Raw genomic sequence first — 14,736 nt, 5'->3', positions numbered from 1 at the left:
CGGGGTACTTTTTTGTGCTGCTTCTTGGATCCTGCGGGTTGGATGCTGCCGGTGCCGGTGTGTCAGGAACCGCGCGGAGCTGAGTACATCTGCTCGATCACGGCGTCGAAGTCCTTCATGACCTGTGCCCGCTTGACCTTGAGGGACGGCGTGAGGTGGCCTGAGGCCTCCGTGAAGTCGGCAGGAACAATGCGGAACGACTTGATGGCCTCAGCCTGGGACACGGACTGGTTGGCCTTGCTGATGAGCTCCTGGACGGCAGCCTTGATGACGGGGTGTTCCGCAGCCTCGCCCAGCGAAGTGCTGGACGGCAGTCCGTGGCGTTCCAACCAGCCCGGAAGGGCTTCTTCATCAAGGGTGACCAGGGCGCCGATGAACGGGCGGTTGTCTCCCACCACCAACACCTGGGAGACCAGTGCGTCGGCGCGGATCTGGTCCTCGAGCAACGCCGGAACCACGTTCTTGCCTCCGGCCGTCACGATGATTTCCTTCTTGCGGCCGGTGATCTTGAGGAACCCATTGTTGTCGAGTTCACCGATATCGCCGGTGCGGAACCAACCGTCGATGAAGGTCTCTGCCGTCAGGTCTTCGCGCTTGTAGTAGCCGCGCATCACACAGACGCCCTTGGCAAGGATTTCGCCGTCGTCGGCGATCTTCACCGAGTTGCCCGGCAAGGGGGCGCCCACTGTACCGATCCTGATCATGGAGGGCGTGTTCACGGAAATCGGTGCCGTGGTTTCGGTGAGCCCGTAGCCTTCCAGGATCTGCAGCCCTATGCCCTGGAAGAAGTGGCCCAAGCGTTCGCCCAGCGGGCCGCCGCCGGACACGGCATGCGCTACATGGCCGCCCATGGCTGCGCGGAGCTTGCCGTAAACCAGTTTGTCGAACACGGCGTGCTTGATCTTCAGGCCCAGGCCCAGGGAGCCGGACTCGCGTGCCTTCGAGTAGGCGATCGCAGTGTCAACGGCGCGATGGAAGATGGCACCCTTGCCGCCGTCCTCAGCCTTGGTCAAGGCTGAGTTGTAGACCTTCTCAAAGACGCGGGGGACAGCAAGGATGAACGTCGGCTGGAAGCTCTGGAGATCCGCCAACAAGTTCTTGATATCCGGAGTGTGGGCCACTTTGACGCCGCCGGCCACTGCCAGCACGGAGATGAACCGGGCAAAGACGTGGGCCAACGGGAGGAACATGATGGTTTTCCCGGACTCATTGATGATTTCGGGAAGTGATGCGCGGGCGTTCTCCGAAAGTTCCACAAAGTTGCCGTGGGTCAGTTCGCAACCCTTCGGCCTGCCGGTGGTCCCGGAGGTGTAGATGATGGTGGCGAGATCGGCCAGGCCCGCAGAGGAACGGCGTGACTCGAGTTCGTCGTCGGGAACTCCTGCTCCGGCCGCGCGCAGCGCATCAAGGCCGGCGCCCTCAAGCTGCCAGACGTTGGCCACGGAACTGATGTCCTCGGCTGCCACTGCCTGGCGGATGACGTCCTCATGGTGTGCCGCTTCGCCGAAAGCTGCCACCGCGCCGGAATCGCCGAGGTTCCAGGCCACCTGGGAGGGCGAGGACGTTTCGTAGATCGGGACCGAGACCGCTCCGGCAAACCAGATGGCGAAGTCAACCAGGGACCATTCATAACGGGTCCTGGACATGATGCCCACCCGGTCACCGGTGCCAACGCCGCTGGCAATCAGGCCCTTTGCCAAGGCCCTGACGTCCGCAAGGAAGTCCTTGGCCCGGATGTCCTGCCACTGCCCATTGCTGTCCAGCTTGGAGAACAGTGCTGGGTTTGACGCCTTTTCGGCCTCCCGGATCACGAAGTCCGTGATGTTGGTTTCCGGGGCGATATTGACGAGGGGAGGAACACTGATTTCACGCACGGTAGCTCCTTTGATATCCACGGGCCACGAGGGGCTGCTTTCACTCTAGTATGCCCGCTCGCGGAGGTGTGTCCTATTTCACCTACTGGCGAGTAACTTTACGGATGTGCTGTCATTTCAGGCAACTCAGGGCCCCTCAGGCCTGCCGATGCAGGGTCCCGCAGTCCAGCGGAATATGATGAGGGGATGCCCGCACTACGGTCCTCTTTTCGTGCCAGACCCAAGCCACAGGCCTCAGCATGGAAAGACGTGCCGTGGGCTGCCCGCCGGAGCCATTTGGGTCGTCGCGGCCTGGCGATAGGAATAGACATTGGCGGCACCAAAGTAGCTGCGGGCGTTGTGGATGCCGAAGGCCGTGTTCTCGCTGAGGCCCGCAGATCCACTCCGGGAGCCGACCCCCGGGCAGTAGAGCAGACCATCGTGGAACTTGTGGACGAGCTCAGCGCCGAGCACCGCGTGGCTTCGGTCGGAATCGGCGCAGCGGGGTGGATGGACCTCGACGGCGGGACGGTGCTGTTCAGTCCGCATCTTGCCTGGCGTAACGAGCCCCTCCGCGCCAGCCTCCAGAAACTGCTGCGACGTCCGGTCCTGCTGACGAACGACGCCGATGCGGCCGCCTGGGCCGAGTGGCGCTTCGGCGCCGGCCAGGGGGAAAGCCGGCTGGTTTGCGTCACGCTGGGTACGGGCATCGGCGGGGCCATGGTCATGGATGGCCGGGTGGAACGTGGACGGTACGGCGTGGCGGGCGAATTCGGCCATCAGATCATCTTTCCCCGCGGACACCGTTGCGAGTGCGGCAACCGCGGGTGCTGGGAACAGTACGCATCCGGTAACGCCCTGGGGCGCGAAGCCCGCCAACTTGTCCGGACCAATTCACCGGAGGGCAGGGCCCTCCTGGAGAAGGCAGGCGGAACCGCCGATAACCTCACGGGGGCAGCCGTTACGGCGTTGGCCCTCGAAGGCGATGCCACATCCCGCGAGCTCCTTGCAGATCAAGGCGAATGGCTGGGTTTGGGACTGGCCAACCTTGCCGCAGCACTTGACCCTGGCATGTTCGTGATCGGAGGTGGACTGTGCGACGCCGGAGAATTGTTGGCCGGACCAGCACGGGAGTCGTTCGCGAAAAACCTCACGGGCAGGGGATTCCGGCCCATGGCGGGGATCGAACTCGCCGCCCTTGGTCCACGTGCCGGGATGATCGGCGCCGCAGACCTTTCCCGGGTCAGCGGACGCGCCCACAGCTAAAGCTACCCGCCGCAGAGGGCGGAGCCTCGGCACCTAGATGCGGGCGCCGTCGTCGTCCTCGTTCTTCTCCTGCGGAAGCCTCATGATGAGGAACACCACCGATGCGACGAAAGCGGCTACGATTCCCAGGATCGCAACAAGGGGAGCGGACCGCCAGAACATCGCGGTGAAGAGCAGCGCGATGGGCCCTCCCACAGCGCCAACCCAGGCCAGCATGGTCAGGGGCTCCGTGCCGGCAAGGCTCGGAGGCTCCTCCGGGACAAAGGCGTCGTCGTCGTCCTCGACCTCGAAGTCTCGTGGTCCCAAGGGGCGGCCACCAGCCTCGGAAGCCGCGGGAACCGCTGTCCGTTCAGCAGGCGGGTTGGACAACCCCAAGGGATCAAAATCCTTGAATGCCTTGCTGGATTCACGGGACTGCGGCCCGCCTTTGTCAGGATCCGGGTCACGGCTGCCTGCCGAAGGTGTGTTCCCGGCGTCGGGGCTTCCGGTCCCCTCCAACCGGGCCACCAGGTCCAGCCACACGGCGTCGTCGTCCTTGTTGGCGCTCTGATCGGCTGAGTTGGCATCAGGCCTGTTCATGGGCTGTGTCCTTTTCGGGGGAGGGCCCGTTTCCGGCCAGGGTTGCAACGGTTTTCTGAATGAATTCCACGGTTCCCTCAAAAATCTCCGGGGCATCGTTGTCGAGGGTTGCTACATGGTAGCTGTTCCTGAGGTAGGAGACATCCACGGGAGCGTTGACCCGGGCTCGCAGGAAATCCAGGCTTGCCTCCGAGATCACGTTGTCCACAGTGGATTTGTAGACACGGACGGGGGAGTGGATGCGCGGCAGGATAGCCGCAGTGTCCTTGTACATCTTCTTCAACTGGTGCGCCGCGGCAACAGGGGTGCGGGCGTAGGCGCCTTCATTCTGGTCCGGTTTGAGGATGTCGTTGGCAATGGCGGGTGTTGTTTTTACCACGTATTTGAGCGCAGCGACAATGACAGCCCGTGGATCATCCAGGACCAAACCGGGATTGACCACCACAGTTCCTGCCACAGGACGAGTGGCGGCAATGCGGAGCGCAAGGGTGCCGCCCATGGACAATCCGGTGCTGAAGACATAGTCACACTCGGCGGCCAGTTCAAGGTAGGCCTCATCTACTGCACGGTGCCACTCCCGCCAGGACCGGGTGGCCATGTCCTGCCAATTGGTGCCGTGGCCCGGCAGCAACGGAAGCCTGACGGCATAACCGGCCGCTGCCAGGTGCTCGGCCCACGGCCTGACGCTGTGCGGGCTGCCGGTAAAGCCGTGGGACATGACCACGCCCACTCTTGGGCCTGTCCCGTTCCAGTTGCTGAGGAACGGCGAGAAATCCTGAAGCATGTTCATGATGACTCCGAGGCTACTCTGTCCCCGGCGTGCTGACGGAAAAAGCTGGCCGATTGTTCAAAAATGGCAGGGGCATCAACATCCAGCGTGGCCACGTGGCCGCTGTGCGGAAGCGTGACCACTTTCAAGCGTGAAGATGCGATGTGGCGTTCGATCGCGGCCACCGAGCTCGGCGGGACCACCTCGTCCACTGAGGACTTGAACACCAGGGCAGGAGCCTGCACCTTGGGCAATCCCAGCGTGGCCGCCCGAAAGAGCTTCTTCAGTTCATGGACTGACTTCAACGGTGTCTTGGAGTAGTCGCCATCCTCGGTGGAGACCGGAGCCGGTTTGTCCTCCACGATCGGCGTGGTGGTCGGCATGACGTACTTGAGCGCAGCAACGTACCTCACCCGCCGGTCATAGAAGCTCAGCCCGGGATTGACCAGGACCAATCCCGGAACATCGTGCAGCGACGCCACACGGAGGGCTACGGCGCCGCCCATGGACAACCCCGCCACGAAGCACTTCTCCGTCTGCCCGGCCAGGTCCAGGTAGCTCTGCTCGAAAGTCCGGTACCAGTCCTGCCATCGCGTTGTGGCAAGGTCCTGCCAGCTGGTGCCGTGGCCGGGCAGCAGTGGTACTGAAACAGCGAACCCCTGAGCGGCCAGGTACTCCGCCCAAGGGAGGACACTGAGGGGACTGCCGGTGAAGCCGTGACAGATGGCCACCCCCGTGGTGGCATTAGGGCCATGCCCGGCATGGTGGAAGGCAAGCGGCGGTGCAGAGGTGTGGCGTTCCGTCATGTGTCCCATCGTGTCACCGTTCCGGAGATTTCTCACTGGAGTAGGGTTGCTGTTGAGTGCGGGCCGGGTTGCCGGAAGCATGCCATCCGTCGGCCGTGGGAGGACAAACGTGTTCTATTGGGTCATGAAGAGGATCTTTCTGGGTCCCATCCTCAAACTCCTGTTCAGGCCATGGGTCAAGGGCCTGGACAACGTTCCTGAAAACGGCGCCGCCATCCTGGCTTCCAACCACCTCTCCTTTTCGGACTCCATCTTCCTGCCCCTGATGGTGCACCGGCCGGTCATCTTCCTGGCCAAGTCCGAGTACTTCACGGGAAAAGGGATCAAGGGCCGGCTGACGGCATTGTTCTTCAGGCTGAGCAACCAGCTCCCCATGGACCGTTCCGGAGGGGCAGCGTCCGAGATGTCCTTGCAGGCAGGCAAGGACGTGCTCGCTTCGGGAGGCCTGCTGGGAATCTACCCTGAGGGCACCCGCAGCCCGGACGCCAGGCTCTACCGCGGCAAGGTGGGCGTTGCGCGGCTCGCCCTGCAAACCCGGGTACCGGTGGTGCCGGTTGCCATGATCGGGACGGAGAAGGTCCAGCCGATCGGCAAGCGGCTGCCCAGCATCCGCAGGGTCGGCATCATTTTTGGACAGCCCCTGGACTTCAGCCGCTACTACGGCATGGAGGACGACCGTCTGATCCAGCGCGCTGTGACGGACGAAATCATGTACTCCCTCATGCGCCTTTCCGGCCAGGAATACGTCGATGAGTACGCTGCCGTGGTCAAGGCCCAGTTGGCCGGCAAGGGTCCGGAGCCGGTCCACCAACTCGAGGTGACTGAAGAGGCCACCGAAGACATTGCAGAGGACAGGGACGAACCGGGAACCAACGGGGACGGGCCGGCGCGGAAACTGTGACGCGGAGGGCGGCATCGATTACGCCCACTGTCCCGGAACCTTGGCAGAGGCTACTACTCTTGAAGGGTGACTGAGCTAACCGCGAACACCGCATCCTCCATAGCAGATTCCCTCGCCAGCACCGCCCAAAGCGGAGCAGCGAACTATCCCGGGCTTGACGCCTGGCGGGACCTGCCGATCTCCCAGCAGCCCACATGGTCCAACGCCGAGGTTTTCGACGCCTCCGTCAAAGAACTTTCCGTGGTGCCACCGCTGGTTTTCGCCGGAGAAGTGGATGTTCTCCGGGAGCGACTTGCCGCTGCAGCACAGGGCAAGGCCTTCCTCCTGCAGGGCGGCGACTGCGCGGAGACTTTTGAGGCCGCCACCGCGGACAAGATCAGCGCCCGCGTCAAGACCATCCTGCAGATGGCAGTGGTGCTCACCTACGGAGCTGCCATGCCCGTCATCAAGATGGGCCGCATGGCAGGCCAGTTCGCCAAGCCCCGCTCGTCCAACGACGAAACCCGCGACGGCGTCACGCTTCCCGCTTACCGGGGCGACATCGTCAATGGCTACGACTTCACCCCTGAGTCCCGTGCCCACGACGCAGGCCGCATGCTGAAGGCGTACCACACCTCTGCATCAACCTTGAACCTCATCCGTGCGTTCACCCAGGGTGGTTTCGCGGACCTGCGCCTCGTTCACCAGTGGAACAAGGGCTTCACGGAAAACCCTGCGCATGCCCGCTATGAATCACTGGCACGCGATATTGACCGTGCCATCAGCTTCATGGATTCCTGCGGCGCGGACTTCGAGGCGCTCAAGCGGGTTGAATTCTTCGCCAGCCATGAAGCATTGCTGCTCGACTACGAGCGCGCCCTGACCCGCATCGATTCGCGCACGGGCCTGCCGTACGACACCTCCGCCCACTTCCTGTGGATCGGTGAGCGGACCCGCGAACTGGATCATGCCCATGTGGACTTCCTCTCCCGCGTGCGGAACCCGATCGGCGTCAAGCTCGGACCCACCACCAGCGGTGACGACGCCTTGCGGCTGATCGACAAACTGGACCCCAACCGTGAACCGGGGCGCCTGACCTTCATCACGCGCATGGGCGCCAAGAACATCCGCGAAAAGCTGCCCGCCGTCGTCGACCGCGTCACCGCCTCCGGTGCCCAGGTGCTGTGGGTCACCGACCCCATGCACGGCAACACTGTCACGTCGCCGAACGGCTACAAGACCCGCAACTTCGATGACGTCATCGATGAGGTCCGTGGCTTCTTTGAGGTCCACCACTCGCTGGGCACCGTCCCCGGCGGTCTACACGTCGAAATGACCGGTGACGACGTCGCTGAGTGCTTGGGCGGCGCCGACCCCATTGACCAGGACGCTTTCCTGGACCGTTACGAGTCAGTGTGCGATCCGCGCCTGAACCACATGCAATCCCTTGAGATGGCTTTCTTGGTGGCAGGCGCGCTCTCCAAGCAGTAGGAAAACCAATAAAAAGGCGTGGTCCGGATGTCTCCGGACCACGCCTTTTTTACTGAGGTCAGCCGGCTTTCTAAACGACGGTCAGCGTGACAACGGAGTCTTCCGGCACTTCAGCATCGACGGGGTTTTGGTCACGAACCGTACCGAAGAATCCGCCGAGAATCCTATTGACTTCAACCTTCAAGCCCAGTTTCTTCAATTCCTTCTCAGCCTCGGCGGCTTGCTTGCCGATGAAGCTGGGAACTTTGACCATCTTTGGACCCTTGGATACAGTAAGCGTCACGGACTCGCCGCGGGTGAGGGTGCCGTTGGCCGGGATCTGGGAGACTACGGCGCCCTTGGGAACCGATTTGTCGTTGACAGTCTCCGGAGCGATCACTGCTTTGAGTCCGGCGTCCTGGAGGGCCTTGACTGCGGCGTCTTGTGCTTTGCCACGGACATCAGGCACCGTAATCGGCTGCGGACCCTTGGAAACCTCCAGGGCCACAGGCGTACCGTGCCGTACTTCCGTACCCTTGGCCGGGTCCTGGGCAATCACCACACCGGCAGGGACCTTCTCGTCAAAGGCTTCAGTGACGTTCCCCAAGGCCATTTCCGCGGCGTTGAGTGCCGTCTTGGCCGCGTCCAGGGTACCGCCGGTTAAGTCCGGCAGCGGGAAGAGTTGGGCTCCCTTGGAAACGAATAGGGTGATCGGCTGGAACTTCCGTATTTCGGCCCCGGATTCGGGCTCAGTTCCGACAGCGAGTCCGGCCAGGATGTCGTCGTCGAAAACGTCGCGGGGCTCGGACTGGAATCCAGCGGTCCGAAGGAGTTGCTGTGCTTCCGCGACCGTCTTGTTCTTGACGTCGGGCACAGTCCCGGGAGAACCGGGTCCCATTCCGAAGAACCACCCGGCGGACGCCGCAAGCATGGCCAGGATAACAATCACGATGGTCCAGATCACGCCGCGGCGACGGGGATTGCCTTCCCGGAGGGGCCGAAGGGGAGTGGCCGCAGCCCGTGCCCGGTCCTTGGTCTGCTGCCTTTCGAGCCTTTTCAGTTCACGCTTGCCGGGTGGGCGAAGTTCCTGCCCGCCATCCATGCCTGCCGCTGCCGTGGAGCGCTGGAGAGTGGACCCGCCGGCCGCCATGATGGTGGTCGGGTTGCTTTGGTGACTGATGAACTCGGTGGGTGAGGCTGTGGTGGCCAGCGCTTCGGTGGGGTTCCCGGCCACGCTGCCGGGGGCAGTTGTTGTTCCCGCTGGGAAGGGGGTGGGCCCCGGTCCTTGCCGGTGGTCCAACTGTTCGTCCGTCAGGGTGGTCCGGATGTGGCGAAGTTCGGCCAGCAATGCAGCGCCGTCCACGGGCCTGTTCTCGGCTTCAGTTGCAGTGCACCACTGCACCAGTTCATCGAGGTCCTCAGCCAGCCCGGGGACAACGTCCGAAGGGCGTCCCACCACGGAGTTGACGTGTTGATAGGCCACCTGGATGGGGGAGTCACCGCTGTATGGCTGGTTGCCGGTCAGCATTTCGTACAGCATGATGCCGGCCGAATAGATGTCGCTGCGCGCATCCGCCGGTTGTCCGAGCACCAGTTCGGGGGCCAAATAAGCCACGGTTCCGATCAAGGCGCCGGTGCTGGTGTTGGCCGAGACTGCCCGGGCAAGGCCAAAGTCTCCGACCTTGATGCGGCCGTCGTCGGCGATCAGGACGTTCTCGGGCTTGATGTCCCTATGAATCAAACCGGAGCCGTGGGCAGCTGCGAGACCCTCGATTACGGGATCAATCAAGGCCAGGGCAAGCCTTGGGGCCAATGCGCCCTGTTCGGTGAGAATGTCACGGAGGGTGTGGCCCTTGACGTATTCCATCACCAGGTAGGCGATGTGTCCGTCTTCGCCCTGGTCCAGCACGCCCACGATATGGGGGTGGGAAAGGCTCGCAGCGGCTTTTGCTTCGCGGCTCAGGCGCTGGAGGAAGGTGGGATCGTTTGCCAAGTGCGGGTGCAGGACTTTGAGGGCTACGTCGCGCTCGAGGCGCTGGTCCGTAGCCAGGTAAACGGTGGACATTCCGCCCTTGGCGAGGCGGGAACGGACCAGGTACCGGCCGTCCACCATGGTCCCGATGAGGTGGTCCTGCGTTGGTTCTTGCACCATACGATCCTAAACGAGGCAGGGAAGGGGCCCGAATCCGCATTGGACTGGCCAATGGGATCCGGGCCCCTTCCGAGGTGCTGCTGAAGCCTAGCCGAACGTGCGCTGGCGGGCCTTGATGGATTCGACGTAACGCTTGGTGTCGTCGTACATGCCGTATTTGCTGACCGAGTACTGGCCTTGGTAGTAACCGGCAATCGCGGTGTCCAGGTCCTTGCTGGTGGCGATCAGTGCGCGGATGATGGCGACACCTGCCGTTGCGTTGTCGTAAGGGTCCAAAAGGTTCAACTTGCGGCCTACCAGGTCCGAGGCCCATTGACCCGAGGACGGAATGACCTGCATGGTGCCGATTGCATTGGCAGGCGAAACGGCCCGCTGATCGAAACCGGATTCCTGTTCTGCGAAAGCCAGCGCCAGGGAGGGGCTGACGCCCATGCGCCTGGCGGTGTCCGCCACGATGCTCTTCATTTCGGCGCGGCTGGGCACCGGTGAAGCGTTCAAGAGGGCCTTGTTCTCGTTGGCCGAGCTGACGACAGCGGCAGGGTAGGTGAAGCCCAGGAAGGTGCTCGGTACCAGGGGCGTCGTGGTGCCCGCCGGCTGAAGGCCGGTGCCCGGGATGGTGAGCTTCTGGCCAGGATAAATGACGGTTGTTGCAGACACGTTGTTGGCCGTCATCAAGGCGGTCAGGGAAACCCCGTGGCGCGAGGCAATGGAGCTGAGGGTATCGCCGGCTTTGATGGTGTAGGAACCGGTGGTGGCCAACGGTGCGGGTGCAGGCGAAGGTGCCGGTGCGGGAGCAGCAGGCGCCGACGGCGTGGAGCCTCCGCTGACCTTGATCTTCTGGCCCGGATAGATGATGGAACTTCCGCTGAGGTTGTTCCAGCTGAAAATGCTGGACAAGGGCACGCCATGCTTGGCGGCAATGGCGCCGAGGGTGTCTCCGGAAACCACCGTGTAGATCGTAGCGTTACTGGGGGTGCTCGGCGCAGCCGGCGCGGCAGGCTGGGACGGGGCCGACGATGCCGTTCCCGTGAGCTTGATGGTCTGGCCCGGGTAAATCAGTGTTGTGGCCGAGAGCTTGTTCAACTGAAGGACCGCGTTGGTGTCCAGGTTGAAGCGGCGGGCAATTGCGCTGATCGTGTCGCCACGGACGATCGTGTAGGTATCCGGCACCGAGGGGGCCATGGGGCGCAGGGCCGCGGGCAGGGTGGTTGCAACAGCCTGGGCGGGGATGACATTTCCGGCATTGACCGCCTGTGCCTTCATTGCGGCGGCAAGCGTGGCCGGGACTTTGCGGGGCTGGGGTGCCGGGGAAGCCATGGAGGGCTGGGCCAGGGCAAGCGAGGACAAGACCACGGCGGGAAGCGCAGCCGTGGTTGCCGCAATGACCGGCATGCTCATGGTTCGTTTCGGCGAGCGGGGCGTCGTCATGAAAAGTGTCCTCATCTCAACAGCGGGGTGTTGGGTGGCGCTGTTGTCAGTGTTGCCAATGTTACTGATGTTATCAATGGTGCAAGTGTGATCAGTGTGAATCTCTCACACTTATTCAATCGACACAACAATTTCTGTCGTTCGGGATTATGGAGACCGAATTATCGCCAATGAAAGGGCGGTATAAAGACGGCCGCCGGGTACCGTCGTCGCACCCCGGCTAGGCGCCGGGCATGGCGGCGTGGCAACCTTGTTCCGTGAGTAATGTAGAAAGCCTTGTTTCCGACTGGCTCCCGCTGCCGGATGTTGCCGAGCTGCTGGAAGTTTCCATCACCAAAGTCCACGGACTTTTGGATGAGCGTGCGCTGGTAGCCATCAGGCGGGGAGAACGGAATATCCGCTCCATCCCTGCCCTGTTTATCCAGGATGGGCACGTTGTAGACAGCTTGAAGGGAACCATTGTGGTTCTCAGCGATGCCGGTTATAGCGACGAAGAGTTGATCATCTGGCTCTTCACCCCGGACGAATCATTGCGGGGGCGCCCCATCGACGCCCTGCGCGAGGGACGTAAAACAGAGATCAGGCGTCGCGCCCAGTCTTTGGCCTGGTAAAAAGTGCGTTCCCGGTTAACGAAGAACACCGGGACCCGGAGGAAAAACGACGACGGCGGGTAACCGCCGTCGTCGTCATGTCATTTCGCTGCCCAAAGGCAGGCTGAAGCCCGTGATCAAGCAGCGCGACTGACGGCGGCCTCGGCCAATTGCCTCAATGCCGTCAGCGGTACCTCATCCAGAGGCAGGCGTTCCAAGGCTTCAAAGGCTTGGTTGCTCAGCTCCGCAATCAAGGACTCCGTAGCCTCCAGGGCGCCGCATTGGACCATGATCCGGCGAATCCCGGCTACGTCCTCTTCACCAAGTTCCGGATGACCCAGCATTCGGTCCAGGTATTCCGCTTCGTCGGCCGTCGCCTGGTTCAATGCGAATCCAACAAGGACCGTGCGTTTCCCTTCCAGCAAATCATCGCCGGCCGGTTTGCCGGTGGTTTCGGGATCGCCGAAGACGCCAAGGACATCGTCCCGCATCTGGAAGGCCTCACCCAGCGGCAGGGAAAACGCCGAGTAGTCGTTGAGCAGCGTGGGCCGCGCCCCGGCAAGTGCTCCGCCCAATGCCAGTGGATGTTCCGTGGAGTATTTCGCTGACTTGTACCTGATGATCGACTTTGCGCGGTCCACCGAGCCGGCCCTGTCACGAACAGGGCCCGCCACCTCTTCAAGGATGTCAAGGTATTGGCCCGCCATGACCTCGGCCCTCATGACGTTGAAGATCCGGCGCGCGGGGGTTCCCGCCGCAGCACGGAGGCCGATCTCGGTGAAGGACTCCTCGCTGAAGGACAAGCAGAGGTCCCCGGTCAGAATGGCGGCGGCATCCCCGAACCGCCCGCTGTCCAGAGCCCAGCCGTTCATCTCATGGAGTTGGCCGAAACGCTTATGGACGCTGGGCGCACCACGGCGGGTGTCGGATCGGTCAATGATGTCGTCGTGGATCAGCGCCGCAGCCTGAAAGAGTTCCAGCGCACACCCTGCTGTCACGATGTCCAGGTTGCCGGGTTCCCCACCTGCACCCCGCCAGCCCCAGTAGCACATCTGTGCTCGGAGGCGTTTTCCCCCGGTGACGAGGCTGGAAATCGAGCCGATAAGCGGCTCTACGTCAGGGGACACGGTAGCCATGAGTTCCTGTTGCCCTGAAAGGAAGCTTTTCAGTTTCCCTGCGACGCCGTTGATGAACTCCGTTTGTTCGGAAGCTACTTGGGCGGGAGCCGTCATTTGATGGACCCGGACGCCACGTTGGCGCCGATGGTGAACGTCGAGACGCCTTCCTTCTGCCGTATGGATACGTTGACCGTCTCACCGTCACCCCTGATGAAATCCAGCGAGGTGACGTTGCCCACGGCTTCAGGGCCGGGGACAAGCTTGAAGCCCTGGGCCTCCAAGGATTTTTTGTAGTAGTCCACCACACCCTCCGGCGGAGCTTTGACGGTCCCCACCAGTGCCACTGTTGCCAGCGAGGTGCTCTTGTCGAAACTGCTGGAACGGACGGACGTCTTGGGCATGACGGGGATCAATTGCTCAGGGAAACCCGGAACGAGGGCGTTCACGGTCGCCGTTGCGCCAGGTGCCGGAGTGGCAGATTCGGTGGTCGTCGCGGTTTCCGGCGCGGATGCTGAACCGGAACCAGTGGGGGCGGACGAGGACTGCGATGAAGCTTCCGTGGGGGAGGGAGCGGCCGTGCCTCCCGGTGCCGGCGTACATGCCGAGGCCGCCACGGCGACACTTGCTGCGAGCAGGGCAAACCCTCGCGATCGAGGAGTTCCAAAGAGCTTCACAGGGTATCCTTCCGGGGCTGGGGCTGACTGTGCCTCCAGTTTAGTCAGTGGCCGGGCATAGTATTGCCGATGTGAGGCAGGAAGCATTCGGCAGCGGCCAGGAGGCCGGTCAGGAGCCCTCCCGCAGCGCTGGTGATGCCCTGCGGGAACTGAGGCGGACCAGCATACTTCACGTGGACATGGATGCGTTTTTCGTCTCCGTGGAACTGCGCAGCCGCCCCGATCTCCGGGGAAAGCCCGTGATCGTCGGATTCCCCGCGGAACGCTCGGTAGTCCTCTCCGCCTCATATGAGGCCCGGGCCACCGGAGTGAAGTCCGCGATGCCCATGTCCATCGCGATGAGGCGGTGCCCCTCGGCGGTGATCATCAATCCGCGGCACTCCGTGTACTACGAAGTGTCCGGCCGGATCATGGAGATCTTTGCTTCCATTACGGATTTGGTGGAGCCCCTCAGCGTCGATGAGGCCTTCCTGGATGTTGGCGGGGCGATTCGCCGCCTCGGAACGCCACTGGACATCGGCCATCTCATCAGGAGAAGGGTCCAGTCCGAACTGGGTATTACTGCATCCGTGGGTATTGCCGGCACCAAGTTCGTTGCCAAGATCGCCTCCACCCGATGCAAGCCCGATGGCATTCTTCAGATCAATGCCGAGGACACCATCGCGTATCTCCACAGCCTCCCTGTGAACGCGCTGTGGGGCGTCGGTGGAAAGACCGGAGAAGTGCTTGCCCGGCTTGGCATCCGTACGGTGGCAGATGTCGCAGCTACTCCTTTGGCATCGCTAAAGAAGGTATTGGGTGCCAGCGGCGAACATGTCCACCGCTTGTCCATGGGGGTAGATCCTCGTCCGGTAACGCCCACCAGGCTTGAGAAGAGCATTGGAGCGGAGGAGACATTCTCCATCGATACCGTTGACGATGCTTTGTTGCACAGGGAACTACTGCGTTTGTCGCACCGGACGGCGGGCCGGCTGCGTAGTTCCGGCATGCTCGCCAGGACTGTTGCCTTGAAACTGAGGTACTCGGACTTTTCAACCGTCTCGCGGAGCCGGACTGTCCACGCCCCAGTGGACAGTGCGCAGATGATCTACCAGGTGGCGGTTCAATTGTTGGAGTCCTTGGGCCCCAGATCAATGAGTGTCCGCCTGATC

General features: G+C 62.6%; 13 protein-coding genes. 5 read left to right on the top strand and 8 right to left on the bottom strand.

The window, feature by feature from the left end; translation table 11 throughout:
- Nucleotides 1-62: 62 nt before the first annotated feature.
- A complete protein-coding gene (locus tag HP499_RS00570) occupies nucleotides 63-1,874 on the bottom strand; it encodes a long-chain fatty acid--CoA ligase (protein WP_172322037.1) in 1,812 nt (603 codons plus the stop codon).
- A 186-nt stretch (nucleotides 1,875-2,060) separates the two neighbouring features.
- Here HP499_RS00570 and HP499_RS00565 point away from each other — a divergent pair, with 186 nt between their 5' ends.
- On the top strand, nucleotides 2,061-3,119 hold the full coding sequence (locus HP499_RS00565) for an ROK family protein (RefSeq protein ID WP_172322036.1): 1,059 nt from the start codon (nucleotides 2,061-2,063) through the stop codon (nucleotides 3,117-3,119).
- Nucleotides 3,120-3,152: 33 nt separating this feature from the next.
- Here HP499_RS00565 and HP499_RS00560 read toward each other — a convergent pair whose 3' ends face one another.
- The 3 genes from HP499_RS00560 to HP499_RS00550 are packed head-to-tail and all read right to left on the bottom strand — an operon-like array spanning nucleotide 3,153 to nucleotide 5,273.
- On the bottom strand, nucleotides 3,153-3,698 hold the full coding sequence (locus HP499_RS00560; RefSeq protein ID WP_172322035.1) for a hypothetical protein: 546 nt from the start codon (nucleotides 3,696-3,698) through the stop codon (nucleotides 3,153-3,155).
- On the bottom strand, nucleotides 3,685-4,488 hold the full coding sequence (locus tag HP499_RS00555; RefSeq protein WP_172322034.1) for a carboxylesterase: 804 nt from the start codon (nucleotides 4,486-4,488) through the stop codon (nucleotides 3,685-3,687). The genes HP499_RS00560 and HP499_RS00555 overlap by 14 nt, the downstream gene beginning before the upstream one ends.
- The gene (locus HP499_RS00550) at nucleotides 4,485-5,273 is read right to left on the bottom strand and encodes a carboxylesterase (RefSeq protein ID WP_172322033.1); all 789 of its coding nucleotides are present in this window, start codon (nucleotides 5,271-5,273) and stop codon (nucleotides 4,485-4,487) included. Before HP499_RS00550 ends, HP499_RS00555 begins: the two co-directional genes overlap by 4 nt.
- Nucleotides 5,274-5,382: 109 nt before the next feature.
- Between HP499_RS00550 and HP499_RS00545 the strand changes: the two genes are divergently transcribed.
- On the top strand, nucleotides 5,383-6,174 hold the full coding sequence (locus HP499_RS00545; RefSeq protein ID WP_172322032.1) for a 1-acyl-sn-glycerol-3-phosphate acyltransferase: 792 nt from the start codon (nucleotides 5,383-5,385) through the stop codon (nucleotides 6,172-6,174).
- 66 nt (nucleotides 6,175-6,240) lie between these two features.
- Entirely contained in the window at nucleotides 6,241-7,644 is a 1,404-nt protein-coding gene (locus HP499_RS00540) for a class II 3-deoxy-7-phosphoheptulonate synthase (RefSeq protein WP_172322031.1), read from the top strand.
- A 70-nt stretch (nucleotides 7,645-7,714) separates the two neighbouring features.
- Here HP499_RS00540 and pknB read toward each other — a convergent pair whose 3' ends face one another.
- Both pknB and HP499_RS00530 read right to left on the bottom strand, forming a co-directional pair.
- The gene (gene pknB, locus HP499_RS00535) at nucleotides 7,715-9,775 is read right to left on the bottom strand and encodes a Stk1 family PASTA domain-containing Ser/Thr kinase (RefSeq protein WP_172322030.1); all 2,061 of its coding nucleotides are present in this window, start codon (nucleotides 9,773-9,775) and stop codon (nucleotides 7,715-7,717) included.
- 87 nt (nucleotides 9,776-9,862) lie between these two features.
- Nucleotides 9,863-11,203, bottom strand: coding sequence for a LysM peptidoglycan-binding domain-containing protein (locus HP499_RS00530; RefSeq protein ID WP_172322029.1), 1,341 nt, complete (start codon nucleotides 11,201-11,203; stop codon nucleotides 9,863-9,865).
- Nucleotides 11,204-11,460: 257 nt separating this feature from the next.
- Between HP499_RS00530 and HP499_RS00525 the strand changes: the two genes are divergently transcribed.
- The gene (locus tag HP499_RS00525) at nucleotides 11,461-11,814 is read left to right on the top strand and encodes an Rv2175c family DNA-binding protein (RefSeq protein ID WP_172322028.1); all 354 of its coding nucleotides are present in this window, start codon (nucleotides 11,461-11,463) and stop codon (nucleotides 11,812-11,814) included.
- Nucleotides 11,815-11,930: 116 nt separating this feature from the next.
- On the opposite strand, the gene HP499_RS00520 is transcribed toward HP499_RS00525, so the two are convergent.
- Both HP499_RS00520 and HP499_RS00515 read right to left on the bottom strand, forming a co-directional pair.
- Nucleotides 11,931-13,025: a polyprenyl synthetase family protein gene (locus HP499_RS00520; protein ID WP_172322027.1), complete on the bottom strand. Its 1,095-nt coding sequence runs from the start codon at nucleotides 13,023-13,025 to the stop codon at nucleotides 11,931-11,933.
- Nucleotides 13,022-13,585: a hypothetical protein gene (locus HP499_RS00515; RefSeq protein WP_172322026.1), complete on the bottom strand. Its 564-nt coding sequence runs from the start codon at nucleotides 13,583-13,585 to the stop codon at nucleotides 13,022-13,024. Before HP499_RS00515 ends, HP499_RS00520 begins: the two co-directional genes overlap by 4 nt.
- Nucleotides 13,586-13,656: 71 nt before the next feature.
- Between HP499_RS00515 and dinB the strand changes: the two genes are divergently transcribed.
- A partial coding sequence (gene dinB, locus HP499_RS00510; RefSeq protein ID WP_172322025.1) for a DNA polymerase IV occupies nucleotides 13,657-14,736 on the top strand: 1,080 nt, incomplete at its 3' end.

It is taken from the genome of Paenarthrobacter sp. CM16, assembly GCF_013179505.1.
GTDB lineage: Bacteria > Actinomycetota > Actinomycetes > Actinomycetales > Micrococcaceae > Arthrobacter.
Note: the sequence above shows the minus strand (reverse complement) of the source record. Positions and strands in the feature narration are given on the sequence as shown.

What these genes read in the sequence shown, in the direction of transcription:
- HP499_RS00565 (WP_172322036.1), top strand. Translation starts at nt 2,061, where the DNA reads ATGCCCGCACTACGGTCCTCTTTTCGTGCCAGACCCAAGCCACAGGCC.
- HP499_RS00560 (WP_172322035.1), bottom strand. Translation starts at nt 3,698, where the DNA reads ATGAACAGGCCTGATGCCAACTCAGCCGATCAGAGCGCCAACAAGGAC.
- HP499_RS00555 (WP_172322034.1), bottom strand. Translation starts at nt 4,488, where the DNA reads ATGAACATGCTTCAGGATTTCTCGCCGTTCCTCAGCAACTGGAACGGG.
- HP499_RS00550 (WP_172322033.1), bottom strand. Translation starts at nt 5,273, where the DNA reads ATGACGGAACGCCACACCTCTGCACCGCCGCTTGCCTTCCACCATGCC.
- pknB (WP_172322030.1), bottom strand. Translation starts at nt 9,775, where the DNA reads ATGGTGCAAGAACCAACGCAGGACCACCTCATCGGGACCATGGTGGAC.
- HP499_RS00530 (WP_172322029.1), bottom strand. Translation starts at nt 11,203, where the DNA reads ATGACGACGCCCCGCTCGCCGAAACGAACCATGAGCATGCCGGTCATT.
- HP499_RS00520 (WP_172322027.1), bottom strand. Translation starts at nt 13,025, where the DNA reads ATGACGGCTCCCGCCCAAGTAGCTTCCGAACAAACGGAGTTCATCAAC.